At 35.8% G+C, this 24,514-nt stretch carries 12 protein-coding genes; 6 read left to right on the top strand and 6 right to left on the bottom strand.

What is annotated here, in order from left to right:
* Positions 1 to 478 precede the first annotated feature (478 nt).
* The 3 genes from F6K18_RS16975 to F6K18_RS16965 form a co-directional block, all read right to left on the bottom strand.
* Positions 479 to 1,429, bottom strand: coding sequence for an ADP-ribosylglycohydrolase family protein (locus F6K18_RS16975; protein WP_287522403.1), 951 nt, complete (start codon positions 1,427 to 1,429; stop codon positions 479 to 481).
* A gap of 720 nt (positions 1,430 to 2,149) precedes the next feature.
* Positions 2,150 to 3,523, bottom strand: coding sequence for a nicotinate phosphoribosyltransferase (locus F6K18_RS16970; protein WP_287522402.1), 1,374 nt, complete (start codon positions 3,521 to 3,523; stop codon positions 2,150 to 2,152).
* A gap of 105 nt (positions 3,524 to 3,628) precedes the next feature.
* A complete protein-coding gene (locus tag F6K18_RS16965) occupies positions 3,629 to 4,711 on the bottom strand; it encodes an RNA-guided endonuclease TnpB family protein (protein WP_287522401.1) in 1,083 nt (360 codons plus the stop codon).
* Between the two features lie 533 nt (positions 4,712 to 5,244).
* On the opposite strand from F6K18_RS16965, the gene F6K18_RS16960 reads away from it, so the two are divergent.
* The gene (locus F6K18_RS16960) at positions 5,245 to 5,394 is read left to right on the top strand and encodes a hypothetical protein (RefSeq protein WP_192901141.1); all 150 of its coding nucleotides are present in this window, start codon (positions 5,245 to 5,247) and stop codon (positions 5,392 to 5,394) included.
* An 820-nt stretch (positions 5,395 to 6,214) separates the two neighbouring features.
* Here F6K18_RS16960 and F6K18_RS16955 read toward each other — a convergent pair.
* Entirely contained in the window at positions 6,215 to 6,901 is a 687-nt protein-coding gene (locus F6K18_RS16955) for a diacylglycerol/polyprenol kinase family protein (RefSeq protein ID WP_375341327.1), read from the bottom strand.
* A gap of 457 nt (positions 6,902 to 7,358) precedes the next feature.
* The gene (locus tag F6K18_RS16950) at positions 7,359 to 11,498 is read right to left on the bottom strand and encodes a PAS domain S-box protein (protein WP_287522400.1); all 4,140 of its coding nucleotides are present in this window, start codon (positions 11,496 to 11,498) and stop codon (positions 7,359 to 7,361) included.
* A gap of 890 nt (positions 11,499 to 12,388) precedes the next feature.
* Between F6K18_RS16950 and acnB the strand changes: the two genes are divergently transcribed.
* The 4 genes from acnB to F6K18_RS16935 all read left to right on the top strand — a co-directional run bounded on the left by acnB (position 12,389) and on the right by F6K18_RS16935 (position 19,715).
* Positions 12,389 to 14,998: a bifunctional aconitate hydratase 2/2-methylisocitrate dehydratase gene (gene acnB, locus F6K18_RS16945; RefSeq protein WP_287522399.1), complete on the top strand. Its 2,610-nt coding sequence runs from the start codon at positions 12,389 to 12,391 to the stop codon at positions 14,996 to 14,998.
* Positions 14,999 to 15,207: 209 nt separating this feature from the next.
* Positions 15,208 to 17,703, top strand: a complete 2,496-nt coding sequence (locus tag F6K18_RS16940) for a DEAD/DEAH box helicase family protein (RefSeq protein WP_287522398.1) — start codon at positions 15,208 to 15,210, stop codon at positions 17,701 to 17,703.
* A gap of 423 nt (positions 17,704 to 18,126) precedes the next feature.
* Entirely contained in the window at positions 18,127 to 18,282 is a 156-nt protein-coding gene (locus F6K18_RS36660; RefSeq protein WP_353735096.1) for a DUF2442 domain-containing protein, read from the top strand.
* 119 nt (positions 18,283 to 18,401) lie between these two features.
* Complete coding sequence (locus tag F6K18_RS16935; protein ID WP_287522397.1) at positions 18,402 to 19,715, top strand: NADAR domain-containing protein; 1,314 nt, start codon at positions 18,402 to 18,404, stop codon at positions 19,713 to 19,715.
* A gap of 477 nt (positions 19,716 to 20,192) precedes the next feature.
* Here F6K18_RS16935 and F6K18_RS16930 read toward each other — a convergent pair whose 3' ends face one another.
* A complete protein-coding gene (locus F6K18_RS16930; RefSeq protein ID WP_287522396.1) occupies positions 20,193 to 20,747 on the bottom strand; it encodes a DNA-binding protein in 555 nt (184 codons plus the stop codon).
* Positions 20,748 to 21,713: 966 nt separating this feature from the next.
* Here F6K18_RS16930 and F6K18_RS16925 point away from each other — a divergent pair.
* The gene (locus tag F6K18_RS16925) at positions 21,714 to 24,272 is read left to right on the top strand and encodes a glycogen/starch/alpha-glucan phosphorylase (protein ID WP_287522395.1); all 2,559 of its coding nucleotides are present in this window, start codon (positions 21,714 to 21,716) and stop codon (positions 24,270 to 24,272) included.
* Positions 24,273 to 24,514: the final 242 nt, after the last annotated feature.

Raw genomic sequence — 24,514 nt, 5'->3', positions numbered from 1 at the left:
CGAAGGGTGGGATGGATGGGTTTCCTAACCATATCCAATCGACCAAGAGAAGAAATAATATTTCCTTATATTCAATTCCGTAACGGTTTTAACCAGAGGTAATTATCCATTATCCATTATCAATTAATGAAGGCTCCGGTTGTATCTGTATCTTTACCTAAATTTACTGCTTTTAGAACAGCTATTTTATACCATTTTAAACAAAGAATGTTACGAATAATAAGCACCATGGTGCATACTTTATCTGAAAGTCTATTTGACGAAAAAGATAATTTACAACATCAAAAATGGTATTATACCTATTCATTCTTACTCCTGAATTCTGTTTGCGGAGCATGACAAACGGAAATCCTCAGAAATACCCTAATTATTTATAGCAAACATTTATCAATTTGGTATTAGGTATGGAGGGAAGAAACTAATACATAAGAATTAAGATAACTGCTATATTCTATACTTTCAAGGAACACCTCAATTCTCACATCTGATTCCTGATGGCTATAGCAGTTTCTAAACGAGTCGCTAAATTTACTATATCATCTTTTCTAGCAATAACTTCTATCCATTCATTTGGCATATTTTCTATACCATAATAAATTCCTGCCAAACCTCCTGTTACAGCTCCAGTTGTATCTGTATCTTCTCCTAAATTTACTGCTTTTAGAACAGCTTCGGCAAAAGAATTTGTAGTTAATAAACACCATAAAGAAGCTTCTAATGTATCTAATACATAACCACCCGCATGAATTCTGGTTACAGGTAGAGATTCAATTTCTCCATCCAATACTTTTCGGAAACGAGATATCTCTCCTACATACTTTTCTTGTGAGTATATTTGTTGAATATTTTCAATTCCTTGTAAATATGCTTTCTTTACTTCTAAACCTTGTAATAAACAAATAGCTATACTGATATAAATACCACAAGCCATTTGCGACCTTAAATGACCATGAGTTATACAAGAACAATCATGGACTTGCTGAATTAAATCTGGAAATTCAACGTTTTTATAGTAATAAGCTAGGGGTAAAATTCTCATTAACGAACCATTGCCATTATTCCTATCTTCTTTACCTCCAGCTTCTATTGCTGAGACACCTTTTTTAATCCGAGAAATAGCTCCAGCAGTGGTACCTCCAATATCAAAAACTTTACCATGAGGAGTCCAATAATCTTCATAACGCCACCGATAAAAAGAGTGGGCGATCGCTTCTAAATCAAATCCTTCACATAGACATTCAGCTAAACATAATGTCATTGAACTATCATCTGACCAGGTGCCTGGTGGTTGATTATGTGCGCCATAACCAATCATTTCTGTGACAGGTTTAATTGTTCTTTCGTTGCGACTGGAAAATTCTACAGGTACGCCTAAAGCATCTCCAATACACACACCCATTAAACCTGATAATACTTGGGAATTATTCATAGTTTTATATCAATTGAAGTTAAATTGTTTTACAGTGCTTTTCATTAGATATTAAAGAGGGAGTCGGGAGTCGGGGAAATAATTGATAATTTATGGATAATAATTGATTTTATTTTTGATTTTTGGAGATATTTAGTAGTTAGTGATTATTTTTAATATCATGTTTGTTTAATTAGCAGTCGTAAAGTTCTTAGGTGGTAGGTATAAATTCAAGCTCGAACACTGGAAACGGAGCAGAAATTTGGTATATCGCTTCAATAGAACATTTTCCTCATTTTCTCTTAATATTTATTTTTTAAGTATTTTATATCATGTCCGCACTTTATTGTTTGTGTAAAACCAAGGGTGAATATCTACAGGAAATTTAAGTTTTTTCAAGCTTTTAAGCCTTCTTCCCTCTTCCTTCTTCCTTCTTCCTTACTTTCGCTATACAATACCGATGCTACCGGACATGATATTAGCTTGAGTTTTTGGCGTTGGTGATTTGAGGTTATGATATTATGTCTGGATAAGAGCGGAATAGAACTCCGTTCCACACTCCGTGTTTTCGATGCGGAATGCTGCGCTTGACCTGTCGCATATCGTTAACGTGCGTTGTGCGCCAGCTAAACAAAAAAACTTTCTCCTTCTACTACTCTTTACTTCTTCTTTCTTTCCTCCTGAGGACTGAGGACTGAGGACTGACTCCTAAGTAATTAAGATTAATGTTATACACGCTCTTCAGCAACGCCGAGTTTTTTGTGTAATTTCTTGTAAGTTATCAGAAATTTTCATTGGTAACAAATTAGGATTTTTTAGACTACGAATTTCTGGAGGCAAACTAGCAACAGAAGCAGCAGTACGTTTAGCGATCGCTTCTAGATTTTCCGATTTTTGCACTATTTTCCCATCTTTAACTACTTGTGACATTAATTTTATGAAAGAATCAGTTTGATGTTCTGTTTGATTCGATACATCTTCGTCCATTAATCCCAAATAATCCTGTTTCAATTGACCATTTTCCAGATATCTATATATTTGTTTTCGACCAGGATAACTCACTTTCCCCGTAGAATTTTTCATCACCGGAATGCCGTCTATTTCTACCAATTTATAAACTCCATTGACAGGGACACCAGTTACCAACTTAGTACCGATACCATACCCATCTATACAAGCATTCTCCCGCTGAAGTCTAGCTATTTCCCACTCATCTATATCTCCACTAGCAAAAATTGTCACTTCTGGTAGTAGCGATCGTACCTCCTGGGATAATTGGACTAAATTTCCTGAATCTAACCTTACCCCACTCACCTGCATATCACCCTGCTTAACTCGTTGTGCTAATAGGTGAGTAGCTGCCGACGTATCGTAAGTATCTATCAATAGGGGTGCTTCAGGAAAATATCGTTGAAAAGCATGAAACGCATCCTCCTCCGTACCTTCAACGGCAGATATTGCCATCACCAAAGCATGAGCCATTGTACCTACTGGTTTCCTACCCAGTTTCAAAGCTGCCAAAACATTAGAAGTAGCATCCATTCCACCTGCTAAAGCAGCACGAGCCGCCCAAACACTAGCTTGGGGACTAAATGCACGTCTAGTGCCAAATTCAAATAACTTTGCATCATGGCCTGCAATATCCCGCATTCTAGCTGCTTTTGTGGCAATTAAAGTTTGGTAGTTGAGAGTATTCAATAGATATGTTTCCACTAACTGTCCTTGCCAAAGTGGAGCTTCTATCCGCAATAGAGGTTGGTTCGGAAATATAGCTGTTCCTTCTGGTACTGCCCATACATCTCCAGTAAATTTAGCCTCTGCCAAAACCGACCAAAATTTATTAGGAACATTAGCAAATATCCCAGTTGACTGTAAAGCCTCAATTTGAGCGGGGTTAAATCGAAATTTTTCTAAATAGTCTAATACTTGTGCTAAACCCATAGCAATGAGATAGCCAAAACCGACCGGGAGTCTTCGCACAAATACTTCAAAATTAGCTTGCCGTTGGTCTATTTCTTCCCCAATATAACAAGCTGCCATTGTTAATTGGTAGAGGTCTGTTAACAAACTGTAATCTTCCGGCGAGAGAGAAAGTTCTCGATCTTCTTGTGTCATTGGACAACTTCCTAACTAAGCTGCTTCATAAAACCGACATAAAACGTCACAAGTGTGACATTTTAATGTTTACTTCCTGCTTCCACTGAGGCCGTCGGCGGTTACTCATCCACAGGCATTGACGGTCAAGCTGACCGCATTTCTTAAATTAATTGAGGCATTCAAGTCTCGGTCAATTGATAAACCGCATTCTGGGCAGTCATAAGTTCTGATGTTCAAAGGCATATCCTGTACATGACCACACCTACTGCAAGTCTTAGAAGATGGAAAAAATCTGTCTGCTACTACTAATTCACAGCCGTACCATTGACACTTGTATTCAAGCTGTCTTCTAAACTCGTAAAATCCTTGGTCTGCTATAGATTTCGCGAGCTTATGATTGCCTAACATACCGCTGACGTTCAAATCTTCTATGACAACAGTGCCGTGGTTCTTGGCTAAGTAAGTTGTCAATTTATGAAGTGCATCTTTACGGATGTTAGCTACTCGTCTATGTTGTTCGGCTAGCTTGACTACAGCTTTGTACCAGTTGCTTGAATGCTTAACTTTCCTACTCAGTTGTCGTTGTAACTTAGCTAGTCTATTTTGCGCTTTTTTGTAAGGCAAAACACTCTTGAAGACTTCACCAGTACTTAGTGTTGCTAGTGTCTTAATTCCTAAATCTACACCTACAGCTTCTGTAGTTTTATTAGTTGCAGTCGGAGTAAATTCATAGCTGCAACTTAAATACCAATCGCCAGCTTGTCTACTAATAGTTATTTTTTTAGTTGTTGCTTCAATAGGTTCATAAGTTTTGACCATACCAATAAAAGGTAATTTGTGACTCCATCCGTTTAGTTCTATTGGTTTTCCACAATTATCTATTGTGAATGAATCAGACCTACCTTTCTTCTTAAATCTTGGATATTTACCTAACCCTTGAAAAAATCTTTTAAATGCTTCACCTAAGTTCAGGAAAGCATATTGATAAACTCTAGACGACAAGTTTTTCATCCAAGGATAAAGAGGTTTTGTGTGATTGGTAAAAACTTCTCTCAGTCTACGGGCATTAGCTTTATAACCATCTTTATAAGCTGCATTCCACAAACTTAAACCCCAGTTATAGCACCATCTACCATACCCCGCGTGTTGAGCCATCAGAGTTTTTTGCTGATTATTTAATTTAAGTTTGGTTCTAATGGATTTCATCTTATGGTTGAGCACAGCCTGCCTTGCGAGTATGCTTTTTTACGTATTATATCGTTATTCTTTGATTAAGTCAATGCTCTTAGTTTTAATTATAGTAAAAAATACTATATCTGTCCAGGTAATTTTGATAATTGTCTATAAAACTATTAGTAACTCTTCTACTTCCTTCACTTCTAAAGTTATTTCTAGCTAGATAAAGCTGTATCTCAAATTTTATTAGCAATAAATATAGTAAATTTAATTATAATCAGCCTTGCATTTAATACTTTTGGAGTCAATATGTTATACTACAGTTTAAATTCTAGAATAGATAATCCTGTGAGTTTTCACCTAGAGAAGTATCAGCTCAAAGTAAATTATTGTAAAGATAAAACTATAATTATTCACATTTTATGTCGATCCCTATAGTCAGTAGTTACGAAATAATACAACCTCCAAATAAATATTACAACTATCATCAAGTCAGAGAATAAGCAGCTAGAATAAAAGTGTAAGGAAATCAAAGTTTTATTGACAAAAAAGAGGTAAAAATTATGAATATTTTCCAATCTATTGAAGAGGCTGTTGTTTATATATCAGAAGCAATTAGCCGCATTTTTGGTCCTAGCGATGATATGTATCCAATGATTGGTGTAAATCCTTTTGAAGGAGACCCTTATCACGGACCTAATTGGGCAGAGTAATACAAAAGGTTCAGTAAAATTGTTAGCTTAGTAGAAAAAAATAAGTTTTGTCAGAACTATTGAGGAAGGAAGGACTAAAAGACCGAAACAGTGAATCGGGATACTGAACAGTTGACGCTCCTCTCTGTCGATCTCTAATCAATTTTAGACACCGCTTATGACGCACGTGGGTATTAAACCTATAAGGGAAAAGATAATATCAAGTCAAATTAATTAACCATAATGTAGGGACTAATCATCGTTAGTCCCTATAGCTTTACCAGAAGCAAAGTTTATGGGGTTGCACATTCTGGAATGATATTGGCAAAAATTAGTTTAGACTCTGACTAAAAAAACCTAATATTAATCATTCTAGCAATTGATTAATCCACAATCCAATTCAATCAAAAATCTCAAATCATTCGTCGCTGTGCAACGCCAAGTTTATTATGCTTGTTCAATGAGACTTGATATAAGTAGTTTAAAACCTACATTCGGCACTTCAAAGCATAATATAAAGGGCAAGTAGTCAGTAGTCATTTAGGGGAGCCGTCGGATTGGCGACATGCATTAGTCAGTAGGGAATGATGCTGACTAATTATCTGACTGCATCAAGTATTTATGCTTAATTTATTCAATTTAATTTGGCTTTTGTCTCAGTTAAATTATCATCATTTATAGAGTATAAATACTGAGCAAACCACTGATATTTGTGATACTTTTTATGTGAAAAATTGAGGTGCGGAATCTGAGTTAAAAGCTTAAAAAAGGATATATAAAATATTAATATTTTATATTATTTATATACCTATTACTAAGTTATTTTTTCTGTTGCCTACCTCTATAAAAATAGATTTAGCAAAAAGCATAGAGCAGCACTACCCAGTGGCACAGTTAAATTATCAATACCAATTTTTGATAAGGTCTCCAAACCAGTAGCAGCTAGTGCCACAGGAATAGCAACGACCCAAGTTGGCCAAATATTGCCTTGTACTGCCAAAAGAATCAAACTACAAATAGCATAACTAACCAAACACATAGTTAGGGAACCCTCCCAACTTTTCTTCATTCCCCAAACTTGATAAGGATGTTTGCCAAAATTTTGACCAATAACAGCAGCTAAACCATCGCCCCAAGCCATAATTAAAATACCCAGAGCTGCATATTGAGGTTGTTCAAGAAACCAAAAACAACCGATAAGAATGCCAATACTAACTGCATAGAAAAATGTGCCTAAACTTTTGCGTCCCACACTATTAACACTGGGAAGAATGGGAAGTCGGTAGGAAATTAAAGCGATCGCTGCTGAGAGAATTCCAGCCATAATACCTACCCATGCCGGAATTTGTAACCACCAAGCTAATAGAATTACATTACCTGTGCCAATATGAACTACTTTTCGTGATATTTCTGGGTCTACTTTGGCAAAACGATTAAGTACTTCAGCAAAAATTAAAATAATTCCTAACCATGCTCCGACTAGAAAAACTTGGATAAAAATATTGGGAAATGTACTGATTATTGCCACTATTAATTATATAAATTATTAACTTAATTCAACAGAAATAATATTACCAAATAATATCAGGACTTATATCAAATTCGGTTAAACAGTTATAGAATGGTTAAGTCAAGAGGAGTCAGGAGGAGAAAGAATTAGAAAGATGAGCGTAGTTATGGCAATAGGAGAATTTTTGTATGTCCCATCAGACGGATGTGATCTTATGCACAATATCAAATTATACGCCATCTCTAGGGGGTAACTGCCGTTAGCATCTACTAGATATAGTAGTTGTGCTTAATATCATGTCCGGATAATTAGCGATAGAACTCCGTTACGCGCTCTGCGTTAACGTAGTTGTGCGCCAGCAAACAAAAAACTTTCTGTTTCTTCTTCTTTCTTCTCTCCTGACTCCTGACTCCTTAAACTTTCTGTTTCTTCTTTTTTCTTCTCTCCTGACTCCTGACTCCTTTCCTGAAGATGTCTATTGCAATATTTGATGATAGTTAAAATTACGAAGTAGTTTAGTTGCTTGGTAACTATCCACTGGTTTTGAAAATAAATATCCTTGTCCTTTTTCACATTTAAGTCGCTTTAGTTGTTGCATTTGCTCTTGAGTTTCTATTCCTTCTGCAACGATGTCTAAGCCTAAATTATGAGCTAGTGCAGTAATGGCACTAACAATTTTTAACGACTGACCAGTAACATTCAAGTCTAATTGGCTAACAAAAGAGCGATCGATTTTCAAACTATTAATTGGGAATTGGTGTAGATAACTTAATGATGAATAACCTGTACCAAAGTCATCAATTGATAATTTAATATTTCGATTTTTCAATTGATTCAATACTGTGGTTGCTAAAATAACATTTTTCATAATCACTGTTTCAGTAATTTCAAGTTTTAAATAATTAGGTTTACAGTCTGTTGCTTGCAAAATTTCGTCAATTTCTTCTACTAAATTTGGTTGTGAAATTTGGTGACTAGAAAGATTAACACTCATGGTCAAATTGTAGTTAGGAAATTCACAAGTAGAATTAAACGCAGGAAAATTAGTCTGACATTTGCCATTGCCATTGCCATTACCATTGTTAACTTGAGATAAACAGTTAGATGTTGAAGATATTTCTTGAGTGCTATTAACTATAAACTGACAATTATTTTCTTGATATTTATGTCCAAAGAACTCTTGCTGCCAAATAGTTAATTGATGACAAGCAGCTCGTAATACCCACATTCCAAGAGGAACAATTAAACCAGTTTCTTCTGCCAGAGGAATAAACTGTCCTGGAGAAATCAAGCCTTTAGTTGGATGATGCCAACGTATCAAAGCTTCAAAACCTGTAATTTTACCTGTAGATAAACAGATAATTGGCTGGTAATTTAAGATAAATTGAGAATTAGCTGGATCTTGTTTAATCATTTCTACAGCTCGTCGGAGGTCATTTTCTAGCTCCAGCAAGGATATAGCTTCGTCGTGCATGATCAAATCAAATACTTCATGTCTGGCTTTACCAGAAGCTTTAGCCCTATACATAGCAATATCTGCATCTCGTAGTAAGTCTTCTGGATTGTTGTAGACAGGACAAATAGGGGGATAATTTTTATCGGTATGATTATGATTAGCAAAATTTCCGCGACTGTGAACAATACCAATACTAGCTGTAGTAAAAATTTCATGTCCTTCTATATAAATTGGTTTGGCAAGTTCTTGATTAATTTTACGAGCTACTCTAGCAGCGTAGCTAATGTCCGGTGGATACTCTAATAATATTGTGAATTCGTCTCCTCCTAATCTTGCCAGAGTATCTGATGCTTTAATACAACTCTGGAGTATCTTGGCGATCGCTATTAATAGTTGATCTCCTATATAATGTCCTAAGGTGTCGTTAATTACTTTAAACCGATCCAAATCTAGAAAAAGAACAACAAACTCATAATCTAAATGTTGTCTAGACCGACGCAGCGCTTGTTCTAATCTATCAAATAATAAGGTACGGTTTGGTAAACCTGTCAGTGCATCATGAAGGGCGTCATGGAGCAGTTTTTGCTGTGCTTGTTTGCGTTGAGTGATATCTCTAATCATTATCTGCACTGCTGCCTTGTCATAATAAGTATAGGGTATTCCAGTTATTTCGACATCTATAATTTCTCTATCCAGGGTGATTAACTTTTCTTCTTCTAAATGTGTTTGTTGTCTTTGGTGCTGAACTTTTTGCAGTCTCTGCTTCTCTAATTCTATGTAGTCTGGGTGAATAAATTTCCAGATCGATTGACCAATAATTTCTTTTGGAGATTTTGCACCAAGTAACTGAGCGCCAGCAGTATTGATATAGACAATTTTTTCCATCCAAATTACTGATATAGCTTCTGGTGAATATTCTACTAAACGACGGTAACGTTTTTCGCTTTCTCGCAGTAACACTTCAGCTTGCTGACGTTCTAAATCTATTTGATAAGCTGTTATAAATCTACCAATACCTTGAGCCATTAATTCAATAATTTCTTCTTCGTAGTATTCAAACTCTTTAGTTCTTGCTTGGGAAGATAAGAAACATAAAGTACCATAGATTTGATTATTTACAAATATTGGAGTACAAATATATACTTTTATTGGCATACCTTTTATTTCTGAGGAATCTGACTGATCAATACAGGCTGTTTTTTGTTCTTTCACTACTTTTTTACAAAAAATCTCACATAAATTAAATTTTCTTCCTGGTACAAAATAATCCTGTTTTGATTGTACAGATCTAACAATATATAATCCCTCTTTTATTTCACCAATAACACCAGTATCCGTGCCAAAAATTTCACAACCAGCTTGGAGATAATCAGCAAAAAGTTCTTCTATATTATGATAATTACGAGTAACAATTCTATGCAGTTGTTTCAGACTAGAACTAAATTTTTCTAAAGCTTGGGACTTAATAAATAATTCTGTTTCCCAACGGAATCTTTCTGTAACATCTGTTTGAATACCAATAAAATGTGTTAAATGCTTTTGAGAGTTGTAAACTGGTGAAATGAAAAGTTCGTTCCAAAAATATGTGCCATCTTTCCGTACATTTTGCAAAATAACATGACATTCTTGACCATGTAAAATCGCATTTCTTAACTTAGAAAGTTCTGGTTGATTTGTTGATTTTCCCTGCAAAAATCGACAATTTTTGCCAATTAGTTCTTCAGTTGTATAACCTGTAATACGTTTGAAACTAGGATTAACATAAATAATGGGATTATCTCGCTGAGTAGCATCAGTAATCACGATACCATTGCTACTGCTATCAATAGCTCGCTTCATCAGTTCCAAATATTCCTGATTAGCATGACGCTCAATGGCAGTTGCAATAATATTAGCGATCGCTTCGAGAAAGTATATTTCATCCTGGGTAAATTCTCGATGTTCACAACTATGAACCCCCAAAACACCCCAAGCTTTATGAGTAAGTTCGGGATCGGTTGTTTGATATGCTGTAATTTTCAAGTTAGGTATGATCAAAGTAGCACCACTAACGATGTGATGGTTATGTAGGAGAGGAGAACCTGAAAAGCTAGTTTCCACAGGAAAATCTTTGACCGTAACTGGTTTGTCAACAAAAAGAGTATAACCAGCTTGAGACTTTTCTCTGGCAGCAGTAATTGTAGCTTTACCAACCAATCCTTTTTTCCAACCTACTCCAGCACGGAGGAGCAGAGCATTATTTCCAGGTAACAACTCTAGAATTTGGCTAAATTTTACATTCAAAGTTTTGGCAACTATGGTGGCAGCTGTATCAAGCAGTGTATGATAATCTGATGTTGCTATAGCTTTTTGCCCTAACCATGCTACTGCTGCTTGTTGACGTTCGCGAGATTTGAGGCAATCTAAGAGTAGGTCTTCATTTACTTGCGCTTGCTTTTGCTCTGTAATATCTCGGTTAACTCCTATAGTTGCAACTATCTGATGAGATTTATCTAGCATCGGTACAACTGTAGTTTCGCATATGCCTTCACTACCATCTTTGCGAATAAAGTTTATTTCTCCTGCCCAGCGACCATCTTCCTTCATCTTCTTGAGAATTTCCTGAGTTAACACAGAAGCTTCTTGCGGTTTGTGTAAAATGCCTGGAGTCTTACCCAAAACTTCAGTTTTGCTATAGCCAAACATTCTAGTTGCTGCTGGGTTCCAATCAATAATATGACCATGAATATCCGTAAGAATTACCCCATCATAGATATTCTCAAAAGTTAAAGCTTGTCTTTTTAATGACTGTTGAGCAAATTTGCGTTCTGAGATGTCCAAAAATATTGACAGTATTGCAGTTTCCCCATTAAACTTGATGGAATGCATTGATGTCTTAGCCCAAAATGGTGTGCCATCTGCTTTTTTTAAGTACACTTCGCGGTCTCGCACTACACCTCCTTGATGCAGATTTGCGAACAACAATTCACATTCTTGAGGATTACAGTAAAAACCTGATTTGGGACGACCGATTAATTTTTGACCAGGAAGTCCAAAGGTAAATTCAAAGAGTTTGTTATTGAAAAGTATTACACAATCAATTGTACGGCTAATTACTATTGCTACTGGCATTACTTCCGCAATATTCTTCCACAATTCTTCATTTTTTCTTTTTTTCATAGCTTACTTAAGACCTATATTTTAACTTTTTAATTTATTTATAAAGTTGTTTTTTTAAAGTTGTATTTTTATTGATTTATTTTAATTTTATTTTGATTGTCTTTTCTGATTTTTTTGCTGACTATGTTACACTATCGATCTGAAATAATTAGCGATCCCTAACCCTAATCATAAAAGTGACATTTATTACATTCTCAAATCAAATAGCACCTGAAAAAATTATCACACCCCGATCAAACCTGATAATCATCTTGGGATAGATTATCAATATTGCAACATAAACTTATTTTAATCTCAATAATTAAATTTTAAAGTAATTTGTAAATTTTTTTTAATATCTTTTCTAAATATTTATGAAAATTAAAGTAGGTAAATAATATGTCAAGATTAGTTATATAAGCGATCGCTGCCACAAAAAAGGCAATTGCTCACACAAATAATTCCATGTCGGTAGCAATCAAAAATTAGCCATAGTACACAAATATAGTCTAGATCAACTATTTATATAAAGTTTTAATGAAGAAGATAAATAGATTCATAGCACACGAATATAGTCTAGATCAACTATTTATATAAAGTTTTGATGAAGAAGGTAAATAGATTTTAGGTAATTGTTTAATGTTCGCCCTCAGATTTAAGCCCTACTAATTGTAAAGATTCTAAGCAAGGTCTTCTACAATTATAATCTCTGGAGCGTAGCAATCATAATTTGATAGACAATAGTTTCTGTAAAAAAGACAACTGGAAAAGCAATAATGAAGTATTGAAACCTACTGTTTTTTTAGTTACGTTACCATTCTATATTTGGTGGGATATTGGATCAGATATATCCCTGAAAAAAATATCTAAAATATAGAATTGACGATGTAAACCTGGAGGACACCCGAACAATGTTAGACAACTATGAAAATCACGTTAAACAACGGGCAGATTTAGGAATTCCACCACTGCCACTAGATGCTGAACAAACATCAGAATTATGTGAACTTTTGAAAAGTCCACCTGTAGGAACAGAAGAAAAGTTAATGGCATTACTGCGCGATCGCATACCACCAGGAGTAGATGAAGCAGCTTATGTCAAGGCGGGATTTCTCACAGGTATTGCTAAAGGAGAAATTACCAGTCCCCTAATATCCGCCACCTACGCAGTTGAATTATTAGGTACAATGGTTGGTGGTTATAATGTTCAATCTCTGATAGAGCTACTCAAATCAGAAAATTCTGAACTAGCAAATACAGCAGCTCAAGCTTTAAGTAAAATTCTGTTAGTCTATGACGCTTTTAACGACGTTATAGAATTGGCAGAAACCAACCCCTACGCCAAACAAGTAGTAGATTCTTGGGCAGCAGCAGAATGGTTTACCACTCGCCCCCAACTGCCAGAAACAATAACAGTCACAGTCTTCAAAGTTCCTGGCGAGACTAACACCGACGACCTGTCACCTGCTCCCCACGCTACTACTCGTCCCGACATTCCACTCCACGCATTAGTGATGCTGGAATCAAAAATGCCAGAAGGGTTAGAAACAATTGCCGAATTAAAACAAAAAGGTCATCCAGTTGCCTACGTTGGGGATGTTGTCGGTACAGGTTCATCTCGGAAATCTGCCTGTAATTCTATGTTGTGGCATATTGGGGAAGATATTCCTTTCATTCCCAATAAACGTTCTGGCGGTTATATTTTAGGAGGAAAAATTGCTCCTATTTTCTTCAACACTGCTGAAGACTCTGGCGCGTTACCCATCGAATGCGATGTTACCAAAATGGAAACTGGCATGGTAATAACTATTCATCCCTACAAAGGGGAAATTGCCAACGAAGCAGGAGAAATAATTTCCACTTTTACTTTGAAACCAGAAACCATGGTAGACGAAGTACAAGCAGGGGGGCGAATTCCTCTATTAATTGGGCGTACCCTCACTGACAAAACCCGTAACGCTCTGGGATTAGAAACCAGCACTGTATTTACTCGTCCGCAAATGCCAGCAGATACAGGAAAAGGTTTCACCTTAGCACAGAAAATGGTAGGTAAAGCGTGCGGTTTACCAGGAGTTCGTCCGGGAACAGCTTGCGAACCATTGATGACAACAGTAGGTTCTCAGGATACCACCGGACCTATGACCAGGGATGAAATGAAAGAACTCGCTTGTCTTGGTTTCAGTGCTGACTTAGTAATGCAGAGTTTTTGTCATACCGCTGCTTATCCCAAACCAGTTGATATTAAGACTCATAAACAGTTACCAGATTTCTTTTCTGCTCGTGGTGGGGTAGCGTTGCGTCCGGGAGATGGAATTATTCACTCTTGGTTAAACCGGATGTTGTTACCGGATACAGTAGGAACAGGTGGTGATTCTCATACCCGTTTTCCTCTGGGAATTTCGTTTCCTGCGGGTTCTGGTTTGGTAGCGTTTGCAGCAGCTCTGGGTTTGATGCCATTGGATATGCCAGAATCTTTGTTGGTGCGGTTTAAAGGTGAGTTACAACCGGGCGTAACATTGCGGGATATTGTGAATGCTATTCCTTATGTGGCGATTCAAAAAGGGTTGTTAACTGTAGCGTTGGAGAATAAGAAAAATGTGTTCTCTGGACGAATCATGGAAATGGAAGGTTTGCCAGAGTTGAAAGTAGAGCAGGCGTTTGAATTGACTGATGCGACGGCGGAACGTTCCTGTGCTGGTTCGACGATCAAGTTGGGTACCGAGACAATTTCTGAGTATTTGCGTTCTAATATTACGTTGTTGAAAAATATGGTGGCGCGGGGTTATTCAGATGCACGGACAATTATGCGTCGAGTTGCCAAAATGGAGCAATGGTTGGCAAATCCAGAATTGATGTCAGCGGATGCAGATGCAGAATATGCGGAAGTTATTGAAGTAGATTTGAATGAAATTAAGGAACCTATTGTGGCAGCTCCTAATGACCCGGATAATATTAAATTGATGTCGGAATGTGCGGGGGATAAAATTGATGAGGTGTTTATTGGTTCCTGCATGACAAATATCGGTCACTATCGCGCTGCTGCGAAAGTATTAGAAGGTGCAGGGCGAGTCAAAGGTGTATTGTGGATATGTCCGCCAACTCGCATGGATGAGAAACAGTTGCGCGAGGAAGGAATGTATGGGGTATTTGCTGCTGCTGGTGCGCGGACGGAAATGCCTGGATGTTCTTTGTGTATGGGAAATCAGGCACGGGTTGAAAATGGGGTGACAGTGTTCTCGACTTCCACCAGGAATTTTAATAATCGCATGGGTAAAGGCGCTCGTGTTTATTTGGGTTCCGCTGAGTTGGCTGCGGTGTGTGCGCTGTTGGGGCGGATACCTAGTGTAGATGAGTATTTGGAGATTATGAAGGAGAAAGTCGATCCGTTTGCAGGGGATTTGTATCGGTATTTGAATTTTGACCAGATATCTGGTTTTGAGGATGAAGGGCGAGTGATTCCTTTGGAAGAGATGCCGAAAATTGAGGAAATTTTGGGAATGCCAGTTAGTGTTGGGAAATAGTTCAACAATGAATAATGAATAATTAATAATTAATAATTACCTCTTCTTTTTAAGGAGAAATTGACTTTTTTTTCTCCTTCAAAGGAGAGGTTTTAAACCTTAATTATTCTGTAAATTAAGTTGGTTGAGGGTCGGTTATCCCGCCCTTTATTTTGAAATTTAAGTAGTATAATATAAGTAGTATTTTTTCACAAAATCAAATCACAAACATGGCATTCAAAAAAATACGACTTTCTACTATATCGACTGAAACTCCTGAAGCACTTTACCGAGATTTGAGAAATCGTAAAATAGAAGGTCTTCTTTCTCATCAAGCAGACATATTACGAGAATATCATAAACTTGTTTCAGATGAAAAAAATCCAGTTTTTGATGTAGCTTTGCAACTTCCTACTGGCAGTGGTAAAACTCTAATTGGACTTTTAATAGGGGAATGGCGACGACGGAAATTTAATGAAAAAGTTGTATATCTTTGCCCTACTATTCAATTAGTTAATCAAGTAGTTGAAAAATCTGTTAATGAGTATGGAATCAAAGCTAATGCTTTTACTGGAAAACAAACGGAATATTCTCCTAGCATCAAGACAGAATACCGCACTGTAGAAACTTTAGCTGTTACTACATATAGTGGTCTATTTAACACCAACTCGTTTTTTCAGGATGCAAATATAATCATACTTGATGATGCTCATGCTGCCGAAAATTATGTCGCTAAATATTGGTCAATATTAATTGAGCGAAAAAAACATGACTCACTTTTCAAGAATATTATTTCTGTTTTACGTTCAGTTATCTCAGAATCAGACTATTTAAAAATCTTAAAAAATTCCCCAGAAATGTCAGATTTAAGCTGGGTTGAAAAAATTCCTGTATCAGATTTATATGAACTAATACCAGAATTAACTGAACTCCTAGATAAATATACTTCCGATCAAATTAAGTATCCCTGGTCTGTACTAAGAGATCATCTTTTTGCCTGCCATATATATTTGAGTTTTAACGCTATATTAATTAGACCTGTAATACCTCCTACTAAAACCCATAAACCATTTTCACAAGCAAAACAACGTTTATATATGTCTGCAACTTTAGGAGAAGGAGGAGAAATAGAACGCCTTTTTGGAATAGAAAATATTTATCGTTTAACATTACCAGAAGGTTGGGATAAGCAAGGTATTGGTCGTCGCTTGTTCTTTTTTCCAGGAAGTTCGCTAGATAAAGAATCTTCCCTGAATTTAGTAATGAAAATGATTAAATCAACTCCTCGTTCTCTTTTTCTTGTGCCAGATAATCCCCACGCAGATGGCATAAAAGAGGATATTAAAAAACAAACAGAATATCAAATATTTCAAAGTCAAGAAATCGAAACTTCTAAGCAAGATTTTACCTCCCACAATAAAGCAGTTGCAGTCGTAGCAAATAGATATGACGGAATCGATCTGGCAGGGGATGAATGTCGCTTGTTAATAGTTAAAGATTTACAGCGAGCTACAAATATTCAAGAAAAATTTTTAGTTACTCGTCTTGGTGCAGGTGTAATTTTCAACGACCGAATTATAACGAGAATGGTTCAAGCAGTAGGACGTTGTACAAGGTCTGCCACTGATTATGCAGCAGTAGTTATATTAGGAGATGAATTAGAAAATCTTTTGCTTAATCCTGAAAAACAAAAGTTTTTCCATCCTGAATTACAGGCAGAAATTAAATTTGGAATTGATGAATCAAAAAAAGTAGAAGAGAAGGATTTTCTTGAAAACCTTCAGACTTTTTTAGAACATGGAGAAGAATGGAATCAAGCTGATGAAGTAATAGTCGATCATAGAAAGTCATTAGAGCAAGCTAAACTACCTGCAATGGAAAAGTTGAAACAAACAGTTTCTAATGAGGTGAAATATCAGTATTCTATTTGGCATAGTAACTTTGAAGAAGCAGTTGCTAACTGTCAAGGTGTTTTAAGTCATCTTAGTGGAGAAGATGTTCGCGGTTACAGAGCTTTCTGGTATTATCTTGCAGGTAGCGCTGCATGGATGGGGGCTAAAAATGGAATTACCTCTATGGAAAGTAAGGCAAGAGATGACTTTAAACGTGCCGCTAAGGTTGCTCCAGAGGTTACATGGTTTTCACGACTCTCTCGATTGTCATTGGAGAATGATGTCTCCTCTCAAGATGATACAAGACTTAGTAAGATAATAGAAGGTTTAGAGCAAAGACTTATTGAATTAGGTACAGTAAATGATAGAAAATTCGAGGCAGAGGTAAAGACAATTCTTGATAATCTAAATCCACCAATGACAGATTGGCAACATTTGATAGAGCAGGAACATGACGAACAAAGTAAAAAGTTGATAGAGCAGGAACGTGACAAACAAAGTAAAAAGTTTGAAGACGGCCATGAAAAATTGGGAAAACTATTGGGTTATGACTCAGGTAACTCTACAACCAATAGTGCTCCAGACCCTTGGTGGATTGCTGGAGATGACCTGTGCATAGTATTTGAAGACCAATCAGGAGCAAATACAAAAACTACCCTTGGATCTGTCAAAGTTAGACAAGCAGCATCACACCCAAAATGGATTAGAGAAAATAAAGATATCTTTCTATCTCAATCAGCAGATGTTATTCCAGTTATGATGACACCTTGTACAAAAATAGAACCTGATGCTAAACCCTATACAGAAGACGTATGTTACTGGAATATAGAATAATTCAAGGATTGGGCAACTAATGCAATATCTACAGTTAGAGAATTAAGACGGATCTTTCCAGGAGATGAGAATCTTGATTGGCGTAAACGTGCTATTCAAGCTTACCAAGATGCAGGAATTGATCCTACCTCTTTGTTGGCAAAATTACGCCAGAGTAAGTTACGCGATTTACCTTCTGATTAAAATTTAGAAGGTTTATTGTGCTATTTCTAGCAGTCGAAGCAAAGATTAGGACATCCCTAAATGCTGAAATTTATCAGATATTACTTCTGACTTCTAACTTACGTTTAGGAGTATACTTCGACTGCTATAGTACTATACTTTTAATTCTTAAAATAGCAGTTAATTATGCCTTATATTATTACCAACTTAACTGCTAAATCTAACTACAAACTGCATCTTATTTATTCTGATGGTAGTTAGATTATTGTAGATTTTCAACCTATTATTAACCAAGGTGGAGTGTTTGCCCCTTTATCCGATCCAAACTTTTTTTCACAAGTAAAATTAGGAGAAAGTGGTAGATATATTGAGTGGGATGGAGGAATAGATTTTTGTGAGTTAAGCTTTATGGTTTGAAGGACACCCTAATGATAATTTTTTGAATCTTTATACCACCAAAAATGCTATCTTCTTAAAAGATAAAAGATAAAAGATAAAATATAAAAATATCTAAAGAAAGTTTTGAGTTTTGTCAGATGAATGATTATCAACATCTACTCCAGTCTATAGCCAAAACTATAGAAGATTATCGACAGGGTGAAATTGCTCCTATGACCTCAAACCATGTAGATAGATGGGTGTGCCAGTTTGAAGAGAGCGATCGCTTAACTATTCTTAGACAAATGGACCTGATTTTAAAGAATTATTATGTATCGCGACAAACCGCTAAAAATATTATTACAAGAGCGTTAACTTCTCAAAAGATATTTGGGTCTAATCCTCGTCAAGTAGTACGTCAAACAAAATTTTTAAACATTCAAAGAAAAGGAAATAGTCAAAATGATTTACTTGTTTTAGCTAATGAAGTCACTGAATCTGAATATGGAATTAGTATTCAAGATTGTGGCAAATATCCAATTGCTTATGTTTATCTAGATGATTGTTTGTATTCTGGATACACTGCATTGTACGATCTAAAAAAGTGGTTGCCAAATGCTATCCGTGGCACAACCCTACACCTAATATTCTTAGCAGCACATACAAGTGGGATTGATTATCTCAAGAAGAAATTTAACTCTGAGGCTCAAAGGTACGGTTTATCTGTAGACTATAAAAAGAAGTTAGCTCAGAATTGGGAAAGTTTTGGTCAGCTTTTGTTGTCAACAGAAAATCGGCCTATTGTAGAAGATTCTCATAAAGATAACTTTTGGGGTGCTATTCCAGTTGATAGCGAAACACTTGTTGGTATTAATGCTCTTGGTAGGTTATTAATGGAACTAAGAGAGTTATTGAAACAACCTGATGCTGATTCTTCTCTACGAGTTGTTCAACCTCCAACTCTTCCCAATTTTTTGCTTTATGAAGAACCAATTGGCATTATCAATATGAATGGAAATTATCAGATTTTTACTGAAGTTAATCAGGAAAAACTTGAGATCCCAATACCTGAACCTGTCAATTCAAAAGCGCCAGAAGAAAATCAATCTATTGAAAAAGAATGTATACATTCCGAACGCGAAAATTTTAATGGAAATAGCAATTTAGAAACAGAGCGATCGCTACCTAAAAATCAAGATAATTTAGCAGAGGAAAAAAATGAGTATGATGCTTTTTATATTATGTGGCCGTATATAGAGAAATTTTTAACTACAGAGAGAAAAGATAAAGAGTTAGCAGAAATATTTAAGGTTGGTCCAAAGCAAATGAAAAATTGGTTAGAACGTGGAGTTGAGCTTGGGAAGGTTAAAAAACTAGATAAACCTGTTAGGTATATTGCGGTCTCAAGTTTAGGTTACAAGCAACTATCTTTGAGCATAGAAGACAAGTTAAACTTAGATAATGCCAACTAATTTAAACCACAAGCTAGTAATAATTTCAGAGCGTTTAACTATTAAATGTCTAGGTTCTAAATAATAAAATAACAAGGAGATAAATTGGCAACAGGTATATCTAAAACTAAATGGAATAGCGATTATAATTCCACAAATAACGATACAAATATTTCCACACTAAGATTTTTAACCTATTATTAACCAAGATAGAATTTTTTAATTTTTATCAAATCCAAATTTTTTTCACAAATAAAATTAGGTGAGGGTGGTAGATATATTGAGTGGGATGCTGGAATAGATTTTTGTGAGTTAAGCTTTATGGTTTGAAGCACATCCTAATAATATATATTTTGAGTCCTTCTGCTAATGAATATGTATAGAATTTAGTCACAAAAAATCATTTGATTTATTTAGAGACACCACAAAACAGAACAGAAGACATCAACTGCTCATAAATTCTCTGTTGTCAACTAATAATTTATCTAACTGACTCTGTTATTTTCTTTTTCCTTTAATTTTTGGCTTTTTCTGTTTTGACTTTTTCTTCTTAAGTTTTGCCCTCTGCTCAGTCACCTCTGGTGGCGGACCATAATCTCCATCGCTGAAGTATACTCGCTCTACTATATATTGTGGTTCTACTTCTATCCACAGACGAGCCCCCCCGGCTTGACTTTTATTCGGGTCATGGGGTTGATAGACGATTTGGCAAGGTCCGTGAATTTTCAGGGCATGGCAATAATCCTTTTTATCTCCCACTTTCACCGCAACTGCTTGATAAGAAGTTCCATTGTCTCGGTTATAGTCAATAGTCTTTCGCAGAACATGAACAAAAGTATTGCCGGAGCGTCGATTCTTGTTCCAAGTACCTTCGGGACCACGACGACCTGGTTTAATTTCTGGCATTCCCCGATGGTTAAGGGGAATCATCCAAAGTCTTCCGACTTTTTGAGCATTGACAACTCGGCCTTGATTCAGTAGATCCCGCAATCTACCAGTGGAGATATTGAGCAAAAAAGCAGCTTGTGTGGTAGTAGCAAAAGAGAGAGTCATAACTACAACGTTGGAGTTTTTAGATTTTAGATAAACGAAGACACGATCATTTTAACCTATACTAGGTTACCTTAACGAGTGACTATTTTCTAATTTTTAGTTCCGATATTATTGATAATGGCTAGTAATAATAAATTGTACTCCTTTATTCTCTAATATTAAATCGGTGACACTATCAATGCAATTCACTCCTAAACTATTTTAAAACTCATCAATTAAAAGGTAACAAAAAAATTCCACTAGAAGTAATTTTTGTATCTAATATTAATTATGTGCGCTACTGTCTAGTTCATTTAATATCATATTAATTTAGTTGTGCTATTTTTACATATTTCTATGAGATAAACTGAACTATAAGTTATATTACTCATGGGTAAAAAGGTATTAACTATTCAGTTATTCTATTTTTGATTCTCTGTTTTCTTTTTTTTAATTTCAAACCGCTACAATATACTCTATATCTTTAAATTTATCTAAAATTTTATTTTTTCTTTAAAATTTACCACAATTAAAAATTTGTCAATAAATTAAATCAGAAAATCAATTAATTTTTTGGAAAAATTCTTACATTATACTAAAATATTTTTGATTTGATATAGAAATAAATTAAAATGATAAAACTTAATCTCTATGAAAAGCAATCAAATGGGTGTATTATTAAAACAGAAAAAAACTACCAGATACAAGCTGAAGTAATTCTAAATACTAAATGAAAAGTTAAGAACCTATCCCACTATTTTTAACAGGGTTATTTGTTTAAGTAAAATTTGTTTGAAAACCTTGATTTTTCGTTTTTAACTCTCAAAATATTTAGGGTTTTTAGCAAAAATCTGATTACTGGGATAGACTCTTAACTAAAAATATAGCTTTTCACCAGAATATGGGGACTGAACTAATTCTTAAAAAGCCCTGTAAATTTGCTTTGAATGTTGTCAATAAATCGTCAGATTACCAAATTCTAGAATTATGCAAGAAGTACACCAAGAACAGAGTGCATCGTACACAGAAAAAGTAAAAATTCAAGTAGAAGACGATCGCACAGGAACTAGCCTCGATACCATCAAACGAGCGATCGCCGATAACTTATATTATTTACAGGGGAAAGATATAGAATTTGCTACCACCTATAATTATTATATGGCGTTAGCATATACAGTTCGCGACCGTTTGTTGCACCGTTGGCTCAAAACCACAAAAACATACTTCCATCAAAATGTCAAAACAGTATACTATCTCTCAGCCGAATTTCTGATGGGTCGCCAACTAGCTAAAAACCTAGTCAATGTAGGTTGTTGGGAAGTTGCGCGTCAAGCTCTAGAAGAATCATGTCTTAAACTTGATGACTTAATCGAAAAAGAACCAGAACCTGGTTTAGGCAATGGCGGTTTAGGTCGTCTAGCTGCTTGTTTCCTAGACTCCCTAGCTACCCTAGAAATTCCGGCAGTAGGCTACGGTATTCGTTATGAATTTGGCATTTTCAAACAACAAATTCAAAATGGCTATCAAGTTGAACAGCCAGATAAATGGTTAAGTCTGGGCAACCCTTGGGAAATTCCTCGCCATGAAGACCAAGTAGAAATAAAATTCGGCGGTTACACAGAAGCATACCCAGACAAACAAGGCAATTATCGGGTTAGATGGATACCTGCACGCACAGTCATTGGAATGCCCTACGATACTCTTGTGCCTGGGTACAATACCAACACAGTTAATACTCTACGCCTCTGGAGTGCCAAAGCAAGTAATGAATTTGACCTGCAAATTTTTGACTCCGGTGACTATAACCGCGCCGTCGAAGACAAAACTTCCTCTGAAAATATTTCTAAAGTTCTCTATCCCAACGATAATATATTTCAAGGCAAAATGTTGCGCTTAGAGCAACAGTATTTCTTCGTCAGTTGTTCCTTGCAAGATATCATTCGTACTCACTTGTCACGGAATCCCAATTTAGATAACTTCCACGAAAAAGCAGCCATTCAACTCAATGATACTCACCCCTCTATCGGTGTTGCTGAATTAATGCGCCTGTTAGTAGACGACCATGATATGGAGTGGGAAAAAGCTTGGAATATTACTCAAAATACCTTTGGCTATACTAACCATACACTGCTATCAGAAGCTCTAGAACGTTGGCCAGTCAGTATGTTCGCAACTCTGCTACCACGACATCTTGAAATTATCTATGAAATTAATTTCCGCTTCCTAGAAAAAGTTAAGAAACGTTATCCAGGAGATGATGGGCGGTTGGCACGGATGTCTCTGATCGAAGAATTTCCTGAAAAACGCGTGCGGATGGCTCATTTAGCTTGTGCTGGTGCTCATGCTATCAATGGTGTGGCAGCATTGCATACTCAACTATTGAAAACAGATGTTTTAAGAGATTTCTACGAATTTTCGCCGGATAAATTTACGAATAAAACTAATGGTATTACCCCCCGTCGTTGGTTGTTAATTAGTAACCCGAAATTGGCATTACTAATTACAGAAAAAATTGGCAAAAATTGGATTAAGAATTTAGAGGAAATTAAGCAGCTTGAGAGGTTTATTGATGACCCTGAATTTCGTCATAGTTGGAGGCAGATTAAACATGAAAATAAACAAGATTTAGCTGCTTATATTTATCAAAAAACAGAAATTGTAGTTAATCCTAATTCTCTGTTTGATATTCAGGTAAAACGACTCCATGAATATAAACGTCAACTTTTGAATGTGCTGCATATTATTACCCTTTATAACCAAATTAAACAGAATCCAGATGTAGATATTTTGCACCGCACTTTCATTTTTGGTGCGAAGGCTGCACCAGGTTATTATATGGCAAAATTAATCATTAAATTAATTAATGCTGTAGGGGAAATAGTAAATAATGACCCAGATGTACGCGATCGCCTCAAGGTAGTTTTTATACCTAATTTCTCTGTATCTATCGGTCAGCGAATTTATCCTGCTTCCGACCTTTCTGAGCAAATTTCTACTGCTGGAAAGGAAGCTTCTGGTACTGGCAATATGAAATTTTCCCTAAATGGTGCTTTAACTATTGGTACTCTTGATGGGGCAAATATTGAGATTCGCGAAGCTGTTGGTGCTGAAAATTTCTTCTTATTTGGATTAAATGTTGAAGAGGTTAAAGCATTAAAATATCAAGGATATAATCCGGAGCAATACTATACTTATAACCAAGAATTACGGCAGGTTATTGACCGTATTGCTTCTGGTTATTTCTCACCTGGCAAACCACATTTATTCCATCCAATTGTAGAATCTTTACTAGGAAAAGATGAATATATGTTGTTTGCTGATTATCAGACTTATATTGATTGTCAGGAAAGAGTTAATCAGGCTTATCGTAACCCCGAATATTGGACTCGGATGTCGATTATTAACTCTATTAATATGGGTAAATTTTCAGCTGACCGTACTATTAATGAATATTGTCAGGAAATTTGGAATGTCGAACCTGTGAAAATTGATATGGAAGCATATAGTCAGGAAACAGCAGGTTTACAACGTTATTGTCAAATTTAACGTCTTCAATAGATATAACAAACCTAGATTGAAAACATAAGTGTCAGTATGGGTTTGTTATATCATGTCCGGTAGCATCGTTTGTGTATAAAATTACATCACAATGGGAAGAAAATCTTCTGCCTTCTGTCTTCCTTCTACCAAAGAATAAGTATTCAAGCGGAAATGATATTACCGAAAAATTGGGTTTAAAGCCTTGCCCTTTTAGGGCAACTTTACGTTATACTTATGAAAGCGGCAAA

Source organism: Okeania sp. SIO2C2, from assembly GCF_010692625.1.
Taxonomy (GTDB): Bacteria; Cyanobacteriota; Cyanobacteriia; order Cyanobacteriales; family Microcoleaceae; genus Okeania; species Okeania hirsuta.
Note: the sequence above shows the minus strand (reverse complement) of the source record. Positions and strands in the feature narration are given on the sequence as shown.